General features: G+C 68.4%; 20 protein-coding genes. 7 read left to right on the forward strand and 13 right to left on the reverse strand.

Going from position 1 to position 21,980, the window contains the following annotated elements:
* Positions 1-17: 17 nt before the first annotated feature.
* Entirely contained in the window at positions 18-1,643 is a 1,626-nt protein-coding gene (locus BKA15_RS15295; protein ID WP_179752131.1) for a succinic semialdehyde dehydrogenase, read from the reverse strand.
* Positions 1,644-1,778: 135 nt separating this feature from the next.
* Here BKA15_RS15295 and BKA15_RS36880 point away from each other — a divergent pair, with 135 nt between their 5' ends.
* Complete coding sequence (locus BKA15_RS36880) at positions 1,779-3,599, forward strand: glycoside hydrolase family 2 protein (RefSeq protein ID WP_312879049.1); 1,821 nt, start codon at positions 1,779-1,781, stop codon at positions 3,597-3,599.
* Here the strand turns inward: BKA15_RS36880 and BKA15_RS15305 are convergent.
* Genes BKA15_RS15305 through BKA15_RS15315 form a run of 3 tightly spaced genes read right to left on the reverse strand, consistent with a single transcriptional unit; the run spans position 3,596 to position 5,679 of the window.
* Positions 3,596-4,837, reverse strand: coding sequence for an RNA polymerase sigma factor (locus tag BKA15_RS15305; RefSeq protein ID WP_179752133.1), 1,242 nt, complete (start codon positions 4,835-4,837; stop codon positions 3,596-3,598). The genes BKA15_RS36880 and BKA15_RS15305 overlap by 4 nt on opposite strands.
* Positions 4,838-4,843: 6 nt before the next feature.
* Positions 4,844-5,215, reverse strand: coding sequence for a YciI family protein (locus BKA15_RS15310; RefSeq protein ID WP_246322924.1), 372 nt, complete (start codon positions 5,213-5,215; stop codon positions 4,844-4,846).
* A 5-nt stretch (positions 5,216-5,220) separates the two neighbouring features.
* Positions 5,221-5,679, reverse strand: coding sequence for a DoxX family protein (locus BKA15_RS15315; RefSeq protein WP_179752137.1), 459 nt, complete (start codon positions 5,677-5,679; stop codon positions 5,221-5,223).
* A gap of 139 nt (positions 5,680-5,818) precedes the next feature.
* Between BKA15_RS15315 and BKA15_RS15320 the strand changes: the two genes are divergently transcribed.
* From BKA15_RS15320 to BKA15_RS36400, 3 genes are all read left to right on the forward strand, one after another.
* The gene (locus BKA15_RS15320; protein WP_179752139.1) at positions 5,819-6,583 is read left to right on the forward strand and encodes a phosphotransferase; all 765 of its coding nucleotides are present in this window, start codon (positions 5,819-5,821) and stop codon (positions 6,581-6,583) included.
* Between the two features lie 100 nt (positions 6,584-6,683).
* On the forward strand, positions 6,684-7,274 hold the full coding sequence (locus BKA15_RS15325) for a dihydrofolate reductase family protein (RefSeq protein ID WP_179752141.1): 591 nt from the start codon (positions 6,684-6,686) through the stop codon (positions 7,272-7,274).
* Positions 7,275-8,081: 807 nt separating this feature from the next.
* Complete coding sequence (locus tag BKA15_RS36400) at positions 8,082-8,213, forward strand: hypothetical protein (RefSeq protein WP_281385288.1); 132 nt, start codon at positions 8,082-8,084, stop codon at positions 8,211-8,213.
* Here BKA15_RS36400 and BKA15_RS15330 read toward each other — a convergent pair.
* Complete coding sequence (locus BKA15_RS15330; protein WP_179752143.1) at positions 8,197-10,638, reverse strand: hypothetical protein; 2,442 nt, start codon at positions 10,636-10,638, stop codon at positions 8,197-8,199. The two genes, BKA15_RS36400 and BKA15_RS15330, sit on opposite strands and share 17 nt — an antisense overlap.
* A gap of 123 nt (positions 10,639-10,761) precedes the next feature.
* On the opposite strand from BKA15_RS15330, the gene BKA15_RS15335 reads away from it, so the two are divergent.
* Complete coding sequence (locus BKA15_RS15335) at positions 10,762-11,682, forward strand: aminoglycoside phosphotransferase family protein (protein ID WP_179752145.1); 921 nt, start codon at positions 10,762-10,764, stop codon at positions 11,680-11,682.
* 706 nt (positions 11,683-12,388) lie between these two features.
* Here BKA15_RS15335 and BKA15_RS15340 read toward each other — a convergent pair.
* The 5 genes from BKA15_RS15340 to BKA15_RS15360 form a co-directional block, all read right to left on the reverse strand.
* Entirely contained in the window at positions 12,389-12,859 is a 471-nt protein-coding gene (locus BKA15_RS15340) for an OsmC family protein (protein ID WP_179752147.1), read from the reverse strand.
* 13 nt (positions 12,860-12,872) lie between these two features.
* On the reverse strand, positions 12,873-13,772 hold the full coding sequence (locus BKA15_RS15345) for a DMT family transporter (protein WP_179752149.1): 900 nt from the start codon (positions 13,770-13,772) through the stop codon (positions 12,873-12,875).
* Between the two features lie 114 nt (positions 13,773-13,886).
* Entirely contained in the window at positions 13,887-14,945 is a 1,059-nt protein-coding gene (locus tag BKA15_RS15350; protein WP_179752151.1) for a Gfo/Idh/MocA family protein, read from the reverse strand.
* Between the two features lie 38 nt (positions 14,946-14,983).
* Positions 14,984-15,868 carry a sugar phosphate isomerase/epimerase family protein gene (locus BKA15_RS15355; RefSeq protein ID WP_179752153.1) on the reverse strand — a complete coding sequence of 295 codons (885 nt, stop codon included), beginning with the start codon at positions 15,866-15,868 and terminating at the stop codon, positions 14,984-14,986.
* Positions 15,865-17,052, reverse strand: a complete 1,188-nt coding sequence (locus tag BKA15_RS15360) for an ROK family transcriptional regulator (RefSeq protein WP_179752155.1) — start codon at positions 17,050-17,052, stop codon at positions 15,865-15,867. Before BKA15_RS15360 ends, BKA15_RS15355 begins: the two co-directional genes overlap by 4 nt.
* Before the next feature lie 268 nt (positions 17,053-17,320).
* Here BKA15_RS15360 and BKA15_RS15365 point away from each other — a divergent pair, with 268 nt between their 5' ends.
* Positions 17,321-18,430, forward strand: coding sequence for a hypothetical protein (locus tag BKA15_RS15365; RefSeq protein ID WP_179752157.1), 1,110 nt, complete (start codon positions 17,321-17,323; stop codon positions 18,428-18,430).
* Here the strand turns inward: BKA15_RS15365 and BKA15_RS15370 are convergent.
* Positions 18,411-19,292, reverse strand: a complete 882-nt coding sequence (locus BKA15_RS15370; protein WP_179752159.1) for an NAD(P)-dependent oxidoreductase — start codon at positions 19,290-19,292, stop codon at positions 18,411-18,413. The genes BKA15_RS15365 and BKA15_RS15370 overlap by 20 nt on opposite strands.
* A 146-nt stretch (positions 19,293-19,438) precedes the next feature.
* On the opposite strand from BKA15_RS15370, the gene BKA15_RS15375 reads away from it, so the two are divergent.
* Positions 19,439-19,789 (forward strand): winged helix-turn-helix transcriptional regulator, encoded by a 351-nt coding sequence (locus BKA15_RS15375; RefSeq protein WP_179752162.1) that lies wholly within the window; start codon positions 19,439-19,441, stop codon positions 19,787-19,789.
* Positions 19,790-19,812: 23 nt separating this feature from the next.
* Here BKA15_RS15375 and BKA15_RS15380 read toward each other — a convergent pair whose 3' ends face one another.
* Entirely contained in the window at positions 19,813-21,528 is a 1,716-nt protein-coding gene (locus BKA15_RS15380) for an IlvD/Edd family dehydratase (protein ID WP_179752165.1), read from the reverse strand.
* Between the two features lie 111 nt (positions 21,529-21,639).
* Positions 21,640-21,948: an excalibur calcium-binding domain-containing protein gene (locus tag BKA15_RS15385; protein WP_179752167.1), complete on the reverse strand. Its 309-nt coding sequence runs from the start codon at positions 21,946-21,948 to the stop codon at positions 21,640-21,642.
* Positions 21,949-21,980: the final 32 nt, after the last annotated feature.

Here is a 21,980-nt window from a genome sequence, read left to right on the forward strand (position 1 = left end):
ATAGGGGCGCTCGCGCGCTAGCGGCCGGGGAGGATTCGGACGGCTCGCAGGACCGCGGTCATCAGGCGGCGGTAGGACTCGCCGCGGAAGGGGCCGAACTCGCCGGTCGGCACGCCGGCCTGCCGGGCGACGGTCTGCACCCGGGTGACGGCGAGCAAGGATTCCCGGCCGTGCCGGTGGCCGCCGCCGGACTGGCCCCAGCCGCCGATCGAGGCGTGGACCGACCCGTAGGCGGCGGCGAAGCCGTCGTTGATGTTGATCTTGCCGAACGGGAGCCGTGCGGCGAGCGCCCGGGCCGCACTGACATCGGCGGACCAGATCGACGCGTTCAGGCCGAACTCGGAGTCCGCGGCGAGCGCGACCGCCTCGTCGTCGGACTCGACCGGCGTGATCGCGACGACCGGGCCGAAGGTCTCCTCCCGGTAGCAGCGAGCCGAGGGCGGGACGTCGGTCAGCACCGTCGGCCGATAGCAGTACGGTCCCGTCTCCGGCACCGGCCGGCCGCCGGCCAGCACTCGTGCTCCATGCGCGATCGCGTCGGCGACGTGATCTTGGACCTTGGCCAGCTGTTCGGCCGAGGTGAGCGACCCGATGTCGTAGTCATCGCCGAACCCGACGCCGACCACCAGCCGCTCGGTGACCGCGGTGAACCTGCGAGTGAACTCCGCCGCGACCGCCCGGTGGACGTAGATCCGTTCGATCGACTCGCACAGCTGGCCGGCGGAGGAGTAGCAGGCCGCGACCGCGCCCGGCACCACCCGATCCAGGTCGGCGTCGGCCCGGATGATCATCGGGTTCTTGCCGCCGAGTTCGAGGCTCGCCTCGATCATCCGCCGCCCGGCCTGCTCGGCGATCCGGTGCCCGGTGGCGGTCGAGCCGGTGAAGAGCACCTGGTCACACCGGTCGATCACGGCCGGACCGACTTCGCCGCCGGGCCCGACCACGATCTGCCACAGGTCGGCCGGCAGGCCGGCGTCCATGATCAACTCTCGGCCGAGCAGCGCGGTCAGGACGGTCTGGCTGTCCGGCTTGTGCAGCAGGGCGTTCCCGGCCAGCAACGCAGCCAGACCGTCGCCGACGCCGAGCGAGAACGGGTAGTTCCACGGGCTGATCAGCCCGACCAGTCCGACCGGGAACCGATGCTGCCGGACCCGGGTGAAGATCGGCAACGCGCCCGGCAGTGTGCGCGGCGCCAGCGTCGAGCGGGTGACCAGGCCCAGGAACCGACTCAACAGCGCGACCTCGAGCAGCTCCGTGAACGCGTGTCCGCGGGCCTTCCCGGTCTCGGCCTGGATCACGTCGAGCAGTTCGTCGGAGCGGTCCAGGATCGCCTCCTGCAGCCGCAGGCCGACCGCGGCCCGCACCTGCGCCGGTGTCTCGGCCCAGCGGGTCTGGGCCGCTCGGGCCCGGCTCACCGCCGCATCAAGATCATCAGTGGTCGAGGTCGGCAACTCGGTCAGCGGCTGGCCGGTGAACGGCATGATCGCCTGCTGCAGCGGCCCGGTGCCCGAGATGCCGCGGCGGAGGTGGTTCAGGCGGGCCGGCGCCAGGGACGCCGGGAGAGGGCAGCCCGCGCCGGGCCCTTCGACAGGCTCAGGGCGCGGGGGTGGGGAAGGCTCAGGGCGCACCGGTTCGCCGTTCATGGCGCCAGTCTGCTGCGTGGTGACCGCCCGACCAACTGATCGCGACCTCCAGGCGTGGCGCCCGGTGGAGTCTGCCACGATAGACGCTCTGTGCTCGCTGACATCGTGACCTCCGATCCGTACCGAAGGAACCTCGTGACCGACATCCCGAGACCCGAATACCCGCGCCCGCAATTCCGTCGGGAGCGCTGGCTCAACCTCAACGGCCAATGGCAGTTCGCCCAGGATCCGGGCGATTCCGGCCTGCAGCGTGGGCTGGTGACCAGTGATCTGCCGGACGAGATCACGGTTCCGTTCGCTCCGGAGTCGGAGTTGTCCGGCATCGGCAACGTCGACTTCATGACCGCCGTTTGGTACCGGCGTGAGGTGACCGTGCCCGCGGACTGGGCCGGCGACCGGGTGCTGCTGCACTTCCAGGCGGTCGATTACGACGCGACGGTCTGGGTCGACGGCGAGGAGGTCGGCCGACACCGCGGCGGCTTCACCGGCTTCACGCTCGACATCACCGACTCCGTGACGCCGGGCCGGCCCGCCTGGATCACCGTACGGGCTCGCGATGATCGGGACAGCCCGCAGCCGCGCGGCAAGCAGTCCACGCGTTACGAGAAGTACGGCTGCCTCTACACGCGGACCACCGGGATCTGGCAGACGGTCTGGCTGGAGTCGGTGCCGCAGCACCACCTGCGCCGGCCCCGGATCACGCCGAACGTCGCCGGCACCTCGTTCGAGTTCGAGCTGCCGCTGTCCGAGAACCGCGACAACACCATGATCAGGATCGCGATCACCGACGACACCGGCACCGTCGCGGTGCGGTCGGTCCGGGCCGATCTCGATCTTGCTCCGCGGACCGAGGTACGACTGCCGGCCGACCGGGCCCGGCGGTGGTCGGCGGACGACCCGTACCTCTACGACGTGACCATCGAGCTTCGTGATCTTGACGGCAACCTGATCGACTCGGTGCTCAGCTACGCCGGGCTGCGCAGCGTCTCGATCGTCGGCAAGCAGGTCCGGATCAACGGCAGTACGGTGTTCCAGCGGCTGGTGCTGGACCAGGGCTACTACCCGGACGGGATCATGACCGCCCCGTCGGACCAGGCCTTGATCGACGACATCCGGCTCAGCCAGGAGGCCGGCTTCAACGGCGCCCGGCTGCACCAGAAGGTCTTCGAGGAACGCTTCCTCTACCACGCGGACCGGCTGGGCTACCTGGTCTGGGGCGAGTTCGGCGACTGGGGCTGTGGCACCGGTCAGGCTCCCTATGATCATCAGCAGCCGTCGCAGGGGTTCGTCACCCAGTGGCTCGAGGCCGTCGAGCGGGACTACTCGCACCCGAGCATCGTCGGCTGGTGCCCGCTGAACGAGACCTGGCAGGTGATCAGTGATCAGGTCACCGTCCTGGACGACGTCACCCGCGGCATGTTCCTGGCCACCAAGGCGATGGACACCACCCGGCCGGTGATCGACTCCTCCGGCTATTCGCACCGGGTCGCCGAGACCGACATCTACGACTCGCACAACTACGAGCAGGATCCGGCGAAGTTCGCCGCGATCATGGCCCCGCTGGCCGAGGGCAAGCCGTACGCGAATCCGGATGATCAAGCACCGGACCGGCTCTGGTCGCTGCCGTACCGCGGACAGCCCTATTTCTGCAGCGAGTTCGGCGGCATCTGGTGGAATCCCGAGGTCGCCGCGTCCGGCGTCGAGCAGGGCGATTCCTGGGGGTACGGTGATCGGCCGCGCACCGAGGAGGAGTTCTACGAGCGGTTCGAGGGTCTGCTCAAGGTGCTGATGGACGACCCGAACATGTTCGGCTACTGCTACACCCAGCTGACCGACGTGTTCCAGGAGCAGAACGGGGTCTTCTTCTTCGACCGCAAGCCGAAGTTCGACCTGACCCGGCTCCGCAACATCCAGCGCCGAGTCGCGGCGATCGAAGGGCAGGCGCAGAACGCCTAACCGTCGGCCAGGCGAGCGGCGCGGGATTGCAGATAGCGCCGCTCGACCTGGCTGAGCGTCAGCCGCGCGGCCTCCTGGTAGGCGGCCTGGGCGGCCTCCGGTTGATCATCCTGCTCCAGCAGATGAGCCCGAACGGCGAACAGGCGGTGATGCCCGGCCAGCTGCGGATGGTCGGCGACGCCGTCGATCAATGCCAGCCCGGCGACCGGGCCATCCGCCATTGCGACCGCGACGGCCCGGTTCAAGGTGACCATCCGGTCGTCCGACATCCGGTCCAGAACGCCATACAGGGCAGCGATCTGGGGCCAGTCGGTGTCCTCGTACCGTTCCGCCTCGGCATGGCAGGCGGCGATCGCGGCCTGCAGCTGGTAGCTGCCCGGGCGTTGCCGCGGCAGCACCTGCTCGAGCAGGCCAACCCCTTCGGTGATCATGGTCCGGTCCCACCGGCTGCGGTCCTGCTCGCCCAGCGGGATCAGTTCGCCGGCCGGCCCGGTCCGGGTGTCCTGGCGGGACGCGGTGATCAACATCAGGGCGAGCAGGCCGCCGACCTCCGGTTCGTCGGGCAGCCGGGACCAGAGCAACCGGGTCAGCCGGATCGCCTCGTCGGCCAGCTCGACCCGTTGCAGGTCGGGGCCCGACGAGGCCGTGTAGCCCTCGTTGAAGATCAGGTAGAGCACCTGCAGCACGGCGGCCAGCCGCTTGTCCCGTTCCTTCGGCTCCGGCATCCGGAATCGGGCGCCCGACTCGAGGATCCGTTGTTTGGCCCGGGTGATCCGCTGCCCGACCGTGGTCTCCGGGATCATCAGCCCGCGAGCGATCTCGGCCGTGGTCAGGCCGCCGACCGCGCGCAGCGTCAGGGCGATCTGGGACGGCGGCTTCAGGTCCGGATGGCAGCACAGGAAGACCGTGATCAACGTGTCGTCGCGATCCTCCGGCCGCGGCGTGTCCGGGGCCGGCGACGGCATCGGCACCTCGCGGACGAACTCCCGCTGCTCCCGCTGCCGCCGGGACTGCTCGCTGCGCAGCAGGTCGGTCAGCTTGCGGCCGGCCACGGTGGTCAGCCAGGCCGCCGGATTGTCCGGGACCCCCGACTCCGGCCACTGCGTCGCGGCCGCCAGCAAGGCCTCCTGGACGGCGTCCTCACAGAGATCGAACCGCCCGTACCGCCGGGTCAGCGCGCCGAGAGCCTGCGGCGCAATCTCGCGCAGCAGGCTCTCGAACCCGGTGGTTTGGGGCACTTCGGCTCAGATGTAGTCCGGCCCGGCGTTCTCGTCGACCGGCCGCAGTTCGACCCGGCTCTCGACCAGCCCGGCGAACCGGCCGGCCAGTTCCAGCGCGCGATCATGGGACTCGGTCTCGACGATCAGGAAGCCGGCCAGCACCTCCTTGGATTCGGCGTACGGGCCGTCGGAGGCCACCGGCCGGCCGTCCCGGAGCTCCACGGTCAGCGCATGCGACGGCGGGGTGAGGCCCTCCCCCGTCACCAGCTCCGACGAGGCCTGCAATTCCTCGAGGAACGCGTTCATGTTCCGGAAATGATCTTCGACCCGCTCGCGCGGCCACTGGTCCCAGTCCCAGGAGGACTCGTCGCCGAAGGTCATCAGCATGTACTTCATGGAGATCACCGGGCCTTCCTCGTCGTTGCGGTGCGCTCAGCGTACCGGCGGATGACCGTGACGAAGGCGAGCAGGCGATGCCGCCGCAACAGGACCACGACAGCCGCGACGGCGGCCACGGTCAGCGGGATCGCCGGGCTGGTCGCGAGCGGCCCGACGCAGGACACGGCCGCGCCGATCATCAGGGCGAACAGGCCGATCGCGGCGATGCCGGCCAGCGGCGCGATCAGCAGACCGACGGCGCCGGCCACTTCGAGCGCTCCGACGACGTACCGGAGCCATTGACCGGCCCCGAGCACGTCGAACATGCCGACCATCAGCGGATCGCCGGCCAGCTTGGGGATGCCGGCCATCGCGAACTGGCTGGCCAGCGCCACCTGGAGGATCCAGGAGGAGACGGTACGAACTCGGCCGCCGGTCCGGGCCGGCCGGACGGCGGTGGCGGAGAGGGTCTGCGTGGTCATGATGACTCCTTGGTCGAGGTTGCTGTCACCTCTCGTACGGAGCCGTCGACACGATCACGACACTTCGGCCGAACTTTTCCGACAAACCTTGTCGACCGTCGCACCGGACCGCCAAACGGGCGCCCGCTATTCGCTTCGGGTGCCGCTGCTCCGGCCGGATCGGCTGTCGGCGTACTGGCAACAGTTGCGGGACACGTTCGGCCTTCGGTACGGCACCCAGCTCGGCCACGTCGGACCGCTGGCGGAGCGGATCGGCCGGGCCGGCATCGTCGCCGCGCCTCGGCCGGTGGCCAGCGGGCCGTTCGGGGACACGACGGCCTACCTCTTCAGCTGGGTCGACGGCGAGGCGTGGGAGCCGGACGAGTTCCCCGACTCAGCAGACGTGCACGAGCAGCTCGGGCGCTACCTGGCCACGCTGCACGCCGACGGCAGCCGACTGGAGGGATTCGGGACGCTGGAGCACCAGCCGTTCGATACCGGTCGGCTGATCGCCCGGGCGAACCAGAGCATGGCGACCATCGTCGACAGCTACTGGACGCACCGGCCCGACGTGGTCGCGTTCCTCGAAGGCCAGATCATCCGGACCGACCCCGACGCGCTGGCCGCTGCGCCGGCGCCGATCATGCCGGATGTCTCCGCCAACCAGTTCGTCTACGACGGCGCGCGGATCGCGGGCGTGGTCGACCTCGATTCCTACGTCGCCGGGCCGCGCGAGCTCGAGCTGACGGTCGCCGAGCTGTGCCTCACCCGCCCGGACGATTTCCGCCGCGGCTACGAGGAAATCCTCCCGCTGCCGCGGTTCCAGCCGTTCCGGACCTATTGGCGGTTCTCGCAACTGACCAACGACCTCGACGACCAACCGGACCTGACCGAATACCTCACCACCCGGATCCACTTCGAGTAGGAGTCGGCAGATTCGTGCCGCGGACTGTCGTGACCGGCTGTTCGGCTCCGACGAGGGGGTGACGGCGGAGGTCGCCGTACTCGATCAAGGAGGAACCATCATGGGCAAGGTCATCGCCGGAATCTCGATGTCGCTGGACGGCTTCGTCACCGGCCCCAACGTCACCCGGGACCAGCAGCTCGGCGACGGCGGCGCGGTCCTGCACCGATGGCTGTGGCAGCCGGACCGGCTCGACTCGGAGCTCTTGGCCAGCATGCGGGGCGGCGTCGGGGCGATCCTGATGGGCCGCCGGTCCTACGACCTTGCCGAAGGGGACGGCGGCTGGGGCGACGGCGGTCCGGCCGGTCCGGTGCCCTGCTTCGTGGTGACCCATCGGGTGCCCGAGCCGGAGACGGTACGGGCTCGCGACGTGTTCACCTTCGTCACCGACGGCGTCCGGAGCGCGGTCGAGCAGGCCCGGGCTGCGGCCGGCGACAAGGTGGTCGGCGTGCACGGGGCCAGCATCACCCAGCAGTGCCTTGCCGCCGGCCTGATGGACGAGCTCCAGGTGCATCTGGTGCCGGTCCTGCTCGGGTCCGGGACCAGGCTGTTCGATCACCTCGGCGGGCAGGTGGCGCTGGAGCGGACCGAGGTGATCGACTCGCCCAACGCCACCCACCTGCACTACCGGGTGATCAACACGCCCCGCTGACCGGCCCGCGGACCCGGTTCGGGAAGCCGAGGTAAGGCCATGCACCATCGTGGCCCCGCTCTCGACAACCGGCCGTCCGTCGAGCCGACAGCCGAACGTGATCTGGCGGCATGGCGGTCTGGGTCTGGCGGCACCGGTTGAGGTCGAGGTTCGTGTCTGTCGCGAAAGCTCCGTGGCTCGATCGCTGGAGCGCTATAGGACCCTCCATCAGTCGAGTTGTGGAGTTTTGGCGACAGCAAACCACGATCGATCACGAGGTCCGACAGTTGCACTAGGCGGGACGAATCCTCGCTTGTCCCCCAGGATGAAGCGTCATCACGGTTTCTGCAGCGCCATGCGTTCGCGTAGCCAGATCCTCATCAATATGAACGAGCATGAGCTGCAGTGCGCGCACTCTCGCCGGGCGATCGGGCCAAAGCGAGGCCGTGCCTACGTCCAATTCATCGACGGCACGACCGAAGTCTTCAAGTGTAAAAGAAAGTCTCATCCGCGTTCGAGGGTCGAGCACAACGGGGACATCGACGACAGAATCAAATGCGGTGCCCTCGATCACTGGCTGCACACCTCGGCTGGCCAAAGTCTCGACAAGTCGCCGGAGGAGACTCGCTGTTGACGCAGGTTTGGTCATGTCTCAACAGTGCGCGTTGATCGGATATGTCGTGATCACGTTCTTGTCAACCTCACCGATGATCGTTCTCGCAATGGCTGAACCTTCTCCTCGCCACTTTCGCGGTCAAGGAGATAGATTCTAGCGGTTTGCGTTACACACTTAACCGTCGTCGTTCCGGCGTTTATAGGCGGACCCCGTTGACCGGGAAACCGAGGTCTCGGGGAAGGTCGATCAACCTCGGCGGGCAGGCGGCGCTGGAGCGGACCGAGGTGATCGACTCGCCCAACGCCACCCACCTGCGCTACCGAGTGATCAACACAGCCCGCTGACCGGCCCGCGGACCCGGTTCGAGAAGCCGAGGTCGGTCGGCCGGGGCTGGTTGTCCCGGCAGGCCAGCGCTCCGCCCACCTCGCTGCTCCGGAACACGGTGCGCCAGGCGTCGGTGTGGTTGCCGGTCAGCGAGACCGCGCCACCGAACCGGCTGTGCTCCAGGCTCAGTTCACCGGTGCTGCCGGTGATCGACACCGCCCCGCCGACCTTGGTCCCGGCCAGCCGGATCGACACGGCGCCGGCCGCCGACAGGCTGCCGGTGATCACCGAGCCGGTCGCCTCCAGCGAGCCGCCTTCCTTGATCACCACCGAGCCGGTGACCTCGGCCCGGTCCAGGCAGACCCGGTCCTTGATCACCAGCGAACCGCGGTGCTTACCGGTGATCACCCGCGCGTCGTCGTCGACCTGGCACGGGCCGTGCAGGTCGAACGCGGCGGTGATCGGGGCGGTTGAGGCAAGCTTCCAGCCGGACGTGTTCTCCAGCTCGCCGTTGGCCAGATCGAGCCCGATCGTCTCGATGTGGTCGAAGCCGATCTCGGTCTGATACTTCGCGATCGCGGCCTTGCTGCAGACGGCGAACTCGATCTCCACCTGCTGCTTGCCCTTGACCAGGTCGGTCAGGTCGATCACGCCCTGATGGTCGGATCCGTTGATGTAGAACCACGGCCAGTAGTCGCCGGCGTCGCGGTCCCAGATGATCTTGCCGTCGATCCGCAACTGCTTGAACAGGTTGCCGAAGTTGGCCTGGTACCAGTCGGTGTGCCAGAACGAGATCTCGTACCGGCCGAGTCCGGGCAGGACGGTCGCGGTCTGCGTCGCGGTCGCGCAGGTGTTCGCGGGGATCGGTGTGTTCTTCGGGGTGCTGAACTGCAGCCGGCCGTTACCGTACATCGCCCGGTTGTCCCGGCCGATCCGGAGATTGGGCCAGGAGTTGTACGAGACCGGGCGGAACTCCCGGCCCTGCAGGCGGGCGAAACCCTCGCTGATCGCGTTGAACGTCGTGGTCCACCGATCCGGCGTGTACAGCTCGATGTAGGGCTGCATGGTCGGCTCGTTGCGGTCCAGGGTCCAGCCGGTCTCGGACTCGAAGTCGCCGCCCTTGATCGTGAAGCCTTCGGCGCTGAGATCGTCGATGGCGACGTCGGCCGGCCACCAGCCGACGCCCTTGGCATGGAAGAGCCGGAACGAGAGCGTCGCTTGGGTCTTGCCACGTAGGGCCTCGGTCAGGTCGACCGTGGTCTTCAGCCACTCCATCCGCGGGTCGGCCGTGATGTCGGTCTGCCAGACCACCTCGCCGTCGACCAGCAACTGCTTGTACTGATAACCGGGCAGACCGGCCTCGTCCTGATCATGGTGGTGGAAGGTGAGCTTGCGCGGTTGATCATCGCCGGGCACGCTGATCCGCTGCTCGGCCGCCGCCCAGGAACCGTCCTTCGTCGCGGTGAAGTTGCTCACGCTGAGGCTGAGCCGGCCCATCCCGCCGTGCGCCCAGGAGTCCCAGCTGGGTGCCTGCTGTTCCAACTGCAGCGGGGTCCCGTACGCGATCACGCCGGTCAGCCGGCCGTCCGCGAGATACGGCTCGGCCCGCTTCAGCATCGCCGTGGCGTAGCGGTCGTCGGGATAGATGATCCCGTCCAGGAACCGGCCGTTGTAGATCAACAGGACCAGCTCGAGGTTCGCGTCACCGGTCACCTGCAGCGCCGCGTCCACCCGCGGCTCGAGCCAGGTCGGGTCCACGGTGTTGTTGAGGTAGCCGTTGTAGGCATAGATCACGCCGTCCAGCGCGTCCTTGATCGTCGCCATGTGCGCCGGCGTGATGTCCCAGTGATACATGGTGACGTACCACTTCAGGCCCGGGTTGATCCCGTCCATGATCGCCCGGATGCTGTCCAGGTACGCCTTGGTGAACAGCTGGCTGTTGTCGCCGACCAGGAAGTCGTCGATGCCCCAGGACACGACATTGTCGTACGTCACCGAGAGCTCGGCGATCGCCTTGCCCCAGGCCCGGTAATCCTTGTTGAACGGGCGCGAGCAGCGGCCGTCCAGGTGCGTGACGTCGTTCAGGAAGCACTCGCTCGGCGGCACGATGTAGACCATGATCTTGATCCCGGCCCGCTGGGCCGCCGGCGCGAACTCCTCGACCAGGTCCTGCCAGTCGGTGTGCTGGTCCCAGACACCGTATGTAAACGTATTCACATTGAGCCCTTGGAGACGCTTGATCATGGCCGGTGTGTCGATGTGCCGATAGCCGTCGGCCCGCGGCTTCTCTTCCCGCAAAGGCGAGTCGACGATGTTGCCGCCCGTCATCGCGGACAGGAACGTACCCTTCGGGATCACCGAACCTGGTGCGGGTTTCGCCACCGCGATCCCCGGTGTGATCATCATCAGCAGGGCCAGCATCGCCCCGAGCAGGAGTCGTCGCATCGTTGTGACCTTCCCGAGTTAGCTTCGATATTTCGAAAGACTTTTCCTTATATAGGGTAAGTCGTGCCTGTCGATCGCGGCAAGCCCCAGCACGCGTTCCCGTGCCGGTGGTTGACTCGCGGTGTGCACGCATCCGAACTTCAGGTCCCGGACCGGTTCCGGCACGAGGTGCTGCGCCGAACTCCGGTCGCCGGCGCGGCCTGGCTGGCCGAGCTGCCCGGGCGCTGTGCCGAGCTGTGCCGCCGGTGGCGGCTGACGATCAGCGGTCCCGTCGCCGCCGGGGGCACCTCGATGGTGGTTCCGGTGATCATGCCGGCAGGCCGGGCGGCACTCAAGATCATCGGGCCGACGATCGATGCTACGACGGAGGCCACGGCGTTGCAGGCCTTCGACGGTGACGGCGTCGTCCGGCTCTTCGAAGCCGACCCCACGGCGAACGCCCTCTTGCTGGAGTGGCTGCCCGGTCCGTCTCTGGACTCCGAACCGGACCCGCAGGCGGCGGTACGGATCGCGGGCGGGCTGGCTGCTCGGCTGGGCCAGACCCCGGCGCCGGCCGGCATCGCGGGCCTCGACGACGGAGCCGAAGCATGGCGGCACCAGTTGATCGAACAGCACGAGGCCGCGGATCAGGCCGGCCTCGCGTTCCCTGACGACCTGTTCGCCCAGGCGCTGCAGGCGGTCGCCGAGCTCGGCCGCAGCCGGCCCCGTCGGCTGACCCACGGCGATCTGAGCCTCGACAATGTCCTCTCCGACGGCGACGGTCGCTGGGTCGCGATCGACCCGCTGCTCGTCGCCGGCCCGGTCGCCCACGAGGTGCACACGATCGTCCGGAGCCGGCTGCCCGAGATCGGCGACACCGCGACGCTGGCGGAGCTGACCAAGGAGGCCGCCCGCGCCGCCGAAGTCGATCATGGCTGGGCGAGCCGGCTCTCGCTGGCCCGTTACGTCGCGTCGGCGTACTGGGAGAGCCAGAACGGCGGCGACCCGGACAACGTCCGCCGGCTCCGCACGGCAACGCTGTTCAGCGTCCGGCTGATCTCCTGAGTAGGTGCAGTTCCACACGACCTAGTGAGCTCGCGTCGGTAAGTGAGCCTGTGCGAATTCGCTCCGGATGGTTCAACGCCGAAGATCTTGCGACCCGGCCGCGGCGGCGGCCACACCCGATCGGCCGTCACCGCACCAACAAGATCTCTCTCCCCCGGCCCCGCCCACGCGATCAAGGCGCAACGCGGATACCGAAGAATCTCCGGTCCCGAGCGGATCCCTCCGGCGGGCGCTCCACCACGAGCGTCGAGTGGCGACGTAACGACCGCTTCGGGCCAGCTCGAGGTCGATATCCGTACACTCGACGCACGAGCCGAACCGCGACCCAGGCCGCCCGCACGACGAACCACAAGATCTACGGTGAACGCCCACGGTGCCGAATCCGCAACACGCCCCAGTCAACGCGGTGATGGACCTGCCCGAGTCGGCCTTCTGAATCGACCCCGGACGGCACCGAGCGGGGCGTTTCCTTCATCCCCGAAGTGAACGCCCTCGTCGACCCTGGATTCCGACCTCGAGTGGCGCCAACCGCGACGACACGCTGCGAAGCGGCACCTTGGCGGCCGACTGGTGGTCGGATTCCAGGGACGCCAACGGCATGACCGCAGCCAAGTTGCGGTTCCTGCGCAACAAGCGGATCGAAGAGGCCGAGTCGCGGCGGAAATCCAGTGCGTCGGGTCGTGACCTGGAGGTCCGCCGGGTGGGCTCACTGCGTGATCGTGGGCCGGTGGTGCACCGGGAAGTTGACCGAGGCCGCGATGAAGCAATTGGCGCTGGCCGGCTCGTGCAGCCGGGCGGCCAGCTCGGCGTCCGATTCCGGCGTGATCGTGATCTCCGGGTTCAGGGTCGCCTCGGTGAAGTGGCCGCCGGTCTGGTCGGTCGCCATGGTGCCCTCGGCTCGATCGACGTACCCGGTGACGATGATCTTGTTCACCGCGCACAGATGCAGGTACGACAGCATGTGGCACTGGCTCAGCGCGGTGAGCAGCAGCTCCTCCGGGTTGTACCGCTGCGGGTCGCCGCGGAACGTCGGGTCGGCCGAGCCCAGCAGCGGCGCCGGCTTCGGCTCGATCGCCACCTCGTGATCACGGGAGTAGTCCCGGTAACCCGAGGTCCCGGTGCCGGTGTTGCCGGTCCAGGTGGTCGTCACCCGGTAGTGGTGTTCCTTGCCTGCCATGGGAACCAGTGTGTCACCCGCGGTCCCGGTCCCGCTCCGGGTGCCGGATCACCAGCGCGACTCCGGCCACGCAGACGATCATGGTCGCCAGTTCGAACAGGGTCGGCGGCGGCGCGCCGAGCAGGGTCTCGGCGAACCGGACCAGGAACGGGACCACCAGCGAGATCGAGGCCTTGAACACCGCGCCGCGGAGGTGGATCAACTGATGCTGCAGCACGTAGACCGGCACGTAGATCCCGACCCCGAGCAGCGCCAGCAGGCCCCAGTCCAGCCAGGTCAGTCGAGCCACGCCGCCGAGCTGGCCGGTGATCACCAGGAAGATGATCACGACCAGGGTTCCGATGCCAAAGATCCCGGGCAGCAGGTCCAGCGGGTCGTGCCCCTTGGCCAGCCGCGCATAGTGCTGTCCGTACGCGGCGATGGCGATCACCGCCACCACCGAGGCGATCACCCCGGACAGCACGGTCGAGCTCGACAGGTCGGGCCGGAGCGCGAAGCTCGCGGTGACGAAGAGCACCGCGCCGGCCGACCCGGCCACGACGCCGACCACCGCCGGCCAACTGGTCCGCTTGCGGAAGAACAGCACGCCGATCAGCAGCGACAGGCACGGCGTCGTCGCCAGCAGCAGGTTCGGTACGGTCACGCCGACCAGCGAGATCGCCGTCAGCGAGCCGAGCGCGTAGATCGAGACGCCGAGCAGCCCGGACAACCCGAGCGACAGCGGCCGCTGCCGGAGCTGGTTGATCGAACGGCGCAGGGCGCCCTTGCCGCGGAAGGCCAGCAGGCACAGGCCGAGCGCGCTGAACGCCGACCGCCCGGCCGCCACCACGGCCGGGTCGGCTCGCCGTACCGCAAGATCCGAGACCAGCCAGGTCAGCGCGAGCAAGATCGCCAACGCGGCGCTGGTGATCAACGCCCGGGTCCACGACCCGCCGGTTCTTTCGTTTCCTGAGCCTGTCGAAGGGTTCGGGCCCGGTTCATCGGACCTGCCCTTCGACAAGCTCAGGGAGCGTTGTGGTTTCGCCAACTAGACCTGGATCTCCTTGCCTTCCGCGGCAGAGGTGTAGACGGCGTCCAGGATCTTCATCATCTCGGCGCCCTGCCAGACCGGGGCGATGCTCTCCGCCTCGCCCAGGCAGGCGGCGACGAAGTTCTCGATCTCGTGGCTGAAGCCGTCGTCGAGGTTGAACGTCTCGAAGCCGATCCGCGGCGTGACGTTGAGCACCGTCTCGTGCTTCTCGGTCGCGATCTGCAGCTTCGGCTCCAGGTCAGCGCCGCCCTTGTCGCCGTACACCGAGACGCTGAGCGAATCCTCGGTGGCGTGAAGCGAGAACGAGGACTCCATGATCAGCGACGCACCGTTGTCGAACCTGATCATGGCGTTGGCCATGTCCTCGACGTCGTTCAGGGTCGGGTCGTAGTCGGCGACCTTGTAGCGCGGCATGGTGGTGATGTTGGAGCGATTGCCGAGCTTCTCGTACGTGTTGGCGCTGACCGAGGTGACCCGCGGGTTGCCCATCAGATACCAGGCCAGGTCGATCACGTGGACGCCGATGTCGATCAACGGCCCGCCACCGGAGATGGACTTGTTGGCGAACCAGCCGCCGGGGTTGCCGACCCGGCGGATGCAGCTGGCCTTGCCGTAGTAGAGGTCGCCCAGCTCGCCGGCGTCGATAAACGACTTCAGCACCCGGCAGTTGGCCGAGTGCCGGCGCACGAAGCCGACCTGGAGCACGCGATCATGGGCGTTGACCACGTCCTCGAGCTTCTGCGCCTCCGCGTAGGTGCGGGTCATCGGCTTCTCGACCAGCACGTGCTTGCCGGCCTCGATCGCGGCGGCGGCGAGTTCGGCGTGGGTGTTGTTCCAGGTGCAGATGCTCACCGCGTCGACGTCCTGGTCGGCGAACAGTTCGGCGGGATCACTGTAGGAGCGGGCAGCGCCCCACTGCTTGGCCACCGAGGTGGCCCGGTCGGCGTTGATGTCGCACACCGCGAGCAACTCGGCCCGCGGGTTGCCCTGGTAGGCCTTGAGGTGACAGCCGGCGATGCCGCCGGTGCCGACGACGCCGATCTTGACCTGCTGCATGGTTCTCCTTGAATTCGGTGTCTGATGATCTTGCCGGGTCAGGCTTCGTCGTAGATCCGCTTGGCGTTGGCGACGCCGCGAGCGCAGCCGATCAGGCAGTCCTCGTGGCCCTCGAACTCGATCGAGGCATAGCCGTCGTACCCCGACTCCTTGATCGACTTCGCGATGCTCCAGGTGTCCAGGTCGCCGTTGCCGACGATCGCGCCGCGCAGGTACTTCCCGCCCCGGCTGCGGAACCAGCCCTCGCCGGGGTTGCGGTCGGCCGGCCGGATGTAGAAGTCCTTGAAGTGCACGATCATCGCGTACGGAAGGTTGGCCGGCACCGCGACCGTCGAGTCCTCGTCGACGCAGATGAAGTTGCCGACATCCAGCGTGGTCTTGAAGTTGGGCTCGTCGACGGCGTGCACGATCCGGCGCACCCGGTCGCTGGACTGGACGAAGAAGCCGTGGTTCTCCAGGCTGGTGGTGATGCCCTTGGTCGCTGCGTACTGGGCGATCTCCTTGCTGGCCTTGACGATCTTGGGCAGGGCCTCCTCGAAGGCCGGGGTGTCGTCGCCCTCGATGCCGGCATGCCGGACCACGTCGTGCCGCATCAGCTTGATGCCGAGCCGCTCGGCCAGATCGACGTGCGCCTTGACCCGCTCCACCTCGACCGCGTTCTCGGTCTCGTCGCCGAGGAAGCTGGCGCCGATGGCCAGGTTGGACAGGGTCACGCCGCGGGTGGCGGCGTGCTCGGCGATCTTGTCGATGAAGCCGGGATCGCTGTCGGCGTTGGGCACCGGGCCGTCCGCGTTCGGGTAGATCGCGGCCAGTTCGAGGTGCTCGCCCTCGCTCTCGGCGACCCAGTCGATCACGTCGAACAGGGTCATCTCGCCGCTGCTGAGTTTCTGGTTGAAGCTGTAGGAGCTGAAGCCGAACTTCATCTGATCATCCTCGTGTTCTCTCGGTGGGTGGTCGGGAGGTCGGCCCAGGAACTCCAGCGTGCCGGCACTCCCGGCACACCGACGATCTCGGCCGAACGGAATTCGAAAGCGGATCCGAGCGCACCGCAGAGCGTGCCCTCGGTCGACAGGTGCGCGGCGGCGACGGCCGGCTTGTCGTCGGTCATCAGGTCGTGGTGGATGGCCGCGGTGAGCGGCTCGATCAAGGTGTCGCCGGCCTGGGAGAGCCCACCGCCGATGATGATCACCGACGGGTCGACGGTCAGGGCCAGGGTGGCGATCTTGGGCGCGATCTCCGCGCAGAAGGCCTTGATCTCGGCGGCCGCCCGCTGATCACCGGACCGGGCCAGGTCGAACACCTTCCGCCCCGTCCGTGCCGTACGCCAGCGCAGCCGGCCGCGGACCGACGACTCGGTCCAGCGCATCCCGCGCAGGCTGCCCAGCTCGCCCGCCAGCCGATGCCGGCCCTGCAGGATCGCCCCGTTCATGATCAACGCCGCCGAGATCCGGTGCCCCAGCTGGAGGAAGACCAGATCGTCGTCGTCGGAGCGCAGCCGCTGCTCGGCCAGCGCGGCCAGCTTGATGTCGTTCTCCACCAGCACCGGGCAGCCGAGCGACCGTTCCAGCCGGGCGGCGAGGTCGAGTCCGACCAGATCAGGCACCGCGAGGCTGCGGGCCACCCGGCCCGCGGCGTCCAGGATGCCCGGCACCCCGATGCCCACGGCGCGCAGCGCGCCCGGCTCGGCCGCGGAGTCGGCGAGTGCGTCCCGGACCGACTGCCGGATCGCGGTGATCCGGCCGGCTCCGGTGGTCCCGCTCAGCACCCTGGTCTCGGCCAGCCCGACCAGCCGGCCCGCCAGATCGGCTACCCAGGCCCGGACCCGGCGATCGCCGACGTCGATCCCGGCCACCCGGCCGACCTCCGGATCGAAGACGTACGCCCGCGCCGGCCGGCCTGCACCCGGTGCCTGCCGGGGGCCGGCGGACCGGACCGGACCGCTCCGGAGCAGGTCCGTGATCACGGCGTTGACCGTGGGGCGGGACAGCCCGGTCGCCACGGCGAGCTCGGCGATCGTCAACGGCCGCGCCTGATCCCGCAGTGCCGTCAGGCAGGCCGCCGCATTGGCCTGGCGGACGGCCGCGCCGGCGGGGTCCTCGGTTGACACGCACGCTCCCGTGACGAATTGCGAAACCCGGTTTGCTAATTCCAAGCCTCGCACCCGGCAGGCGCCCGGGTCAACCACTTCCGATCATCGATCCGGTCGCCGTCGACCCGAGTAGGCCCCAAGGGCAGGGCCTGGGCACGGCAGGTTGCCCTGGCCGTCCGACTCACCGGTACCCAGGCGAGTCTGAGAAAGTTCGGTCGCGGTGACAACCGATCGGGCACTCTGTCCGTACAGGGTGCGTCGGGATGGTTGAACCGCGGGAGGAATCATGAGGCGTTACGGCATCCGGAGGCGGCGTCCGCTGCCGTGGATCGTCGGTGTCCTGGCGCTGACCCTGGCTGCCGGGTGCGGGGTCGTTCCCGGCCTTCCCGCCGGCGGGCCCTGCCCGGCCGGCTGGCAGTCGGCGGTGCTCTGGTCGACCGAGGGTGGCTGGTACAGCCAGCTGGCCTACGTCACCGGGGACGGCCGGATCGAACGCCAGAACCTGCCGTACATCGGATTCTCGACCGCCTCGACTGCGGCCGTGGAGCAGTCCGGTCAGGACGCGATCATGGCCGCCGATGGTTCGCCCTATTTCGGCCCGAGGCACTTGATCACCATCGACACCGGCGTTTGCTCGGTCACCGGTCACGGCGTCGAGGAGTCCAGCGTCTGGAGCATCGAGACCCGTGGTCAGGAGGTCTACACGACGAACACGCTCAACTGGGAGGGTGTGATCCGGCGTCGCGACGCGGACCGGGCGGTGCTGGCCGAGATCGCGCTGGCCGGCGTGATCCCGACCAAACTGCTGGTTCACGGCGACCGCCTCTATGCGCTGGGCGCCAGTCTCGAGGACGACCGGACGATGATGATCACGCTCGACGCGGACTCGCTGGTCGAGCTGGATCGGGTCGTGTTTCCCGAGCATGGCTCGCCGTACGCCGGCGCGATCATCGACGATCGCCTCTACTATCCGGAGACCACCGTCAACGGCAGCGAGGGGACCCACCTGCGGGTGATCGACCTGAGGACCGGGCGACGTTCACGAGTTGATCTTGGCTCACCGGCTCCGTACCTCATGGTCGAGTCGGGTGAAGACCTCTACATCGGCCACACCTTCATGAACCCCGGGTACCGGGACCGGTCGGAGTATCGCTGGGTCTCGCGCTACGACACCCGGACCGGCAAGGTGGAGCGGTTCGACGTCGGCGGCGGCCTCGACATGATCGCGATCAAGGACCAGACGCTCTACGTGCTCAGCTCCCCCGAAGATCAGGAGACCACCACCCTCCGCGCGTTCGACCTGCCCGGCGTGACGCTGCGCAGCGAGGTGGTGGTCCCGAAGCCGACCGGGCCCGGCCACTACTACACCAGCGCGATCATTCTCGCGGGGAGTTGATCATCAGGGTGTAGGTCGACACCGGCTCGCCTCGCTCCTCGCTGGCGGCGACGGCCTTGCGCCAGAAGCCTTGGGCCGTGTGCGAGAGCGTCGCGTCGACGCCGACCTCCTCACTGGCGTCGATCACGTGCTGCGCGCCCGCTTCCATCATCTTCAGCCCGGCCAGGGACGCCCAACCGCCGTTCTGGTTGGCGACCGAGAACTCCTCCATGAAGTACGGGAAGGCCGCGGCCGACCGCACGGCGTACGGGACGAACTGGGCGATGCTCTGGCCGGAGCGCTCGATCACCGCGGTCGCCTGGTCGAACGACAGCAACCACGGGTGGAAGATCGTCAGCAGGGCTTGGTAGAAGACCTGGGCCAGGCCGTCGTCCGGGCCGAGGTACTCCTGCGGGCTGAGCGGGCGCAGCAGCTCGGCATGAGCGTCGAAGACCTCCCGCGGACCGCTGTAGAAGATGTACGACGCCGGATGAACGATGTTGTTCCCGGCCGACATCACGCCGCCGGAGAGGAACTCCGCACCATGATCACGAACCCAGGCGGCACCTTGGCGCGCCTTCTCCGGGGAGTCCGACGACAGGTTCGCGATCACCTTTCCCGCCAACCGGTCGGTGGCCTGGCCCAGCACGTCGTACATGGCGGCATAGTGGGTGAGGCTGAGGACCGTGACCAGGTTGGCGTCCAGCGCCTCCGCGACCGACCCGGCCCGCTTGGCGCCCAGCTCGACCATCTCCGTGATCTTGCCTTCGCTGCGATTCCACACCGTCACCTCCACGCCCGCGTCCAGGAAGGCCCGAACCATGGCCTTCCCCATCGGGCCGAGGCCGATGACGGCGACGGAGCGCGCATTCTGTTCGGACATCGGGTGTCCCTTCCATTTCTCGTTCAGACGTTGATCAGGATCGGGCTCCATGATCAGCGGCTGCCGAGGCAACGGGGAAGACCGCACATCGAGGTGGGGTTACTTACCGCGAGGTCCGAAATCAGGTCAGGAGGGATACTGGCACCATGAGCAGTGACACGGATCACGACGTCTGCGGCATGAGCGTCGCCATCGATGTCGTCGGCGGTAAGTGGCGGTTGCACCTGATCTGGGTGCTGGCGGCCGGCCCACAGCGTTTCGGCCAGATCCGCAAACTGCTGACCGGCGTCAGCGAGAAGGTCCTCGCCGCCAACCTGCGCCAGCTCGAAGCGAGCGGCGTGGTGCACCGGGAGGTCTACGCCGAGGTGCCGCCGCGGGTCGAGTATTCGCTGACGCCGCTGGGCCGGGAACTCGACGTCGCCCTCCGCCCGCTGGAGGCCTGGGGCGACAAGAACCGGCACGAGTTGCTGGGCAACCTGCTCGCCTCCGCCGGGTGACCCTGACCGGGTCCGTCGCCGGGTCAGTGAGACTCGCGGCCGACCTTGGCGCCGCTGGAGCCGACCAGGAAGTCCAGGTCGGCGCCGGTGTCGGCCTGCATCACGTGGTCGACGTACAACTTCTCCCAGCCGCGGGTCGGCGCAGCGGTTGACGAGTCGGCCGGTGCCGCGGCGCGGGCGGCGAGTTCCTCGTCCGAGACCTCGAGCACCAGGGTCCGGTTCGGTACGTCGAGCGAGATTAGATCGCCGTCCCGGACCAGGCCGAGCGGGCCACCGGCCGCCGACTCCGGTGACACGTGCAACACGACCGTGCCGTACGCGGTGCCGCTCATCCGGGCGTCGCTGATCCGCACCATGTCCCGTACCCCTTGGCGAAGCAGCTTCTGCGGCAGCGGCATGTTGCCGACCTCCGGCATGCCCGGGTAGCCGCGCGGGCCACAGCCCTGCAGCACCATGATCGAATCCGGGGTGATGACCAGGTCCTCGTCGTCGAGTCGCGCGTGCAGGTCCTCGATGCTGTGGAAGACCACGGCCGGGCCGCGGTGAGTGAGCAACTCCGGCGACGCGGCGGACGGCTTGATGATCGCGCCGTTCGGGGCCAGATTTCCACGCAGGACAGCGATTCCGGCGTCCTCCAGAACCGGCTCGGTGACCGGCTTGATCACGTCGTCGTCATAGATCGGCCGGTCGCCGAGGTAGTCAACCAGCGGCTTGCCGGTGACCGTGATCGCCTCCGGCCGGAGCTGGTCCTTGAGCTGGGCCAGCACGGCGAGGACGCCGCCGGCCCGGAACAGGTCGTCCATCAGATGCGTACCGGACGGCTGCAGGTTGGCCAGCAGCGGGATCCGCTGGCCGATCTCGTCGAAGTCGGCCAGGGTGAGGTCAACGCCGAGCCGACCGGCCAGAGCCAGCAGATGCACGACGGCGTTGGTCGAGCCACCGACGCCGGCGACCGCGACGATCGCGTTGTGGAACGCAGCCTTGGTCAGAATCTCACTCGGCCGGCGGTCCTCGCGCACCATCTCGATGATCAACTTGCCGGTCGCGTGCGACGTCGCCAGCAGCCGCGCGTCCGGCGCCGGGGTGCCCGCGACGCCGGGGATGGTCATCCCGAGCGCCTCGGCCACCACCGCCATCGTCGAGGCGGTCCCCATCGTGTTGCAGTGGCCCTTGCTCCGGAGCATGGCCGACTCGGAGTCGGTGAACTCCTGCGCGGACATCACGCCGGCGCGGACGTCCTCGCTGAGCCGCCAGACATCGGTGCCGCAGCCGAGCGGCCGGCCCTTGAACGTGCCGGTCAGCGCTGGACCGCCCGGCACGACGACGGCCGGCAGGTCGACCGACGCGGCCGCCATCAGGAGTGACGGGATCGTCTTGTCGCAGCCGCCGAGCAGCACCAGCCCGTCGATCGGGTTGGCGCGGAACATCTCCTCCATCGCCATCGCGGCCATGTTGCGCCAGAGCATCGCGGTCGGCCGGACCAGCGTCTCGCCGAGCGACACCACCGGCAGGTTGAGCGGCACCCCGCCCGCCTCCAAGATGCCGTCCCGAACGCTGCTGGCGACCTCGTTGAGGTGCAGGTTGCACGGGGTCAGGTCGGACGCCGTGTTGGCGATCGCGATGTGCGGCTTCTCGCCGTCGAACGCGTCCACCGGGAGCCCCCGGCGCATCCAGGCCCGGTGGATGTAGCCGTCCCGATCCTGCCCGGCGTACCACTCCTGACTGCGTAGCGAAACCACGTCGCTTCCTCCACCATCGGACCCGATCTGCGCGGAACTCACGCAGCACGCAGCCTACCGACGCCGCTGCCGCCGGCCCCGTTCAGGTCCTGGTGTACGGAACGCCGATGATCAGCGCTTCTCGCAGGCCACGCCGTCGTTGTCCCGATCAAGGTCCCGCTCGCCCTTGTACTTCTTCGGCTTGCCGTCGTTGTAGCTGTAGACCTTGCTGCTGACGGTGAAGTTCTTGACCGGCTTGGACTTGCCCTTGACCTTGTCCTTGGCGCCCTTCTTGGCCACGCCGTGCGGATAGACCTTGTTCAATGCCGCGCAGTTCTTGTACGACTTCGGCTTCGGAGCCGCGTCCGCCGGCAGCACCGTGGTCCCGGCCAGCAGGGCCGAGGCGGCCGCCAGCCCGATGAGCGCGCGCTTGATCCGCATGAATCCCTCAATTCCCGGCAGGCCCCCGTCGG

The organism is Microlunatus parietis, from assembly GCF_013407955.1.
Classification (GTDB): Bacteria; Actinomycetota; Actinomycetes; order Propionibacteriales; family Propionibacteriaceae; genus Microlunatus; species Microlunatus parietis.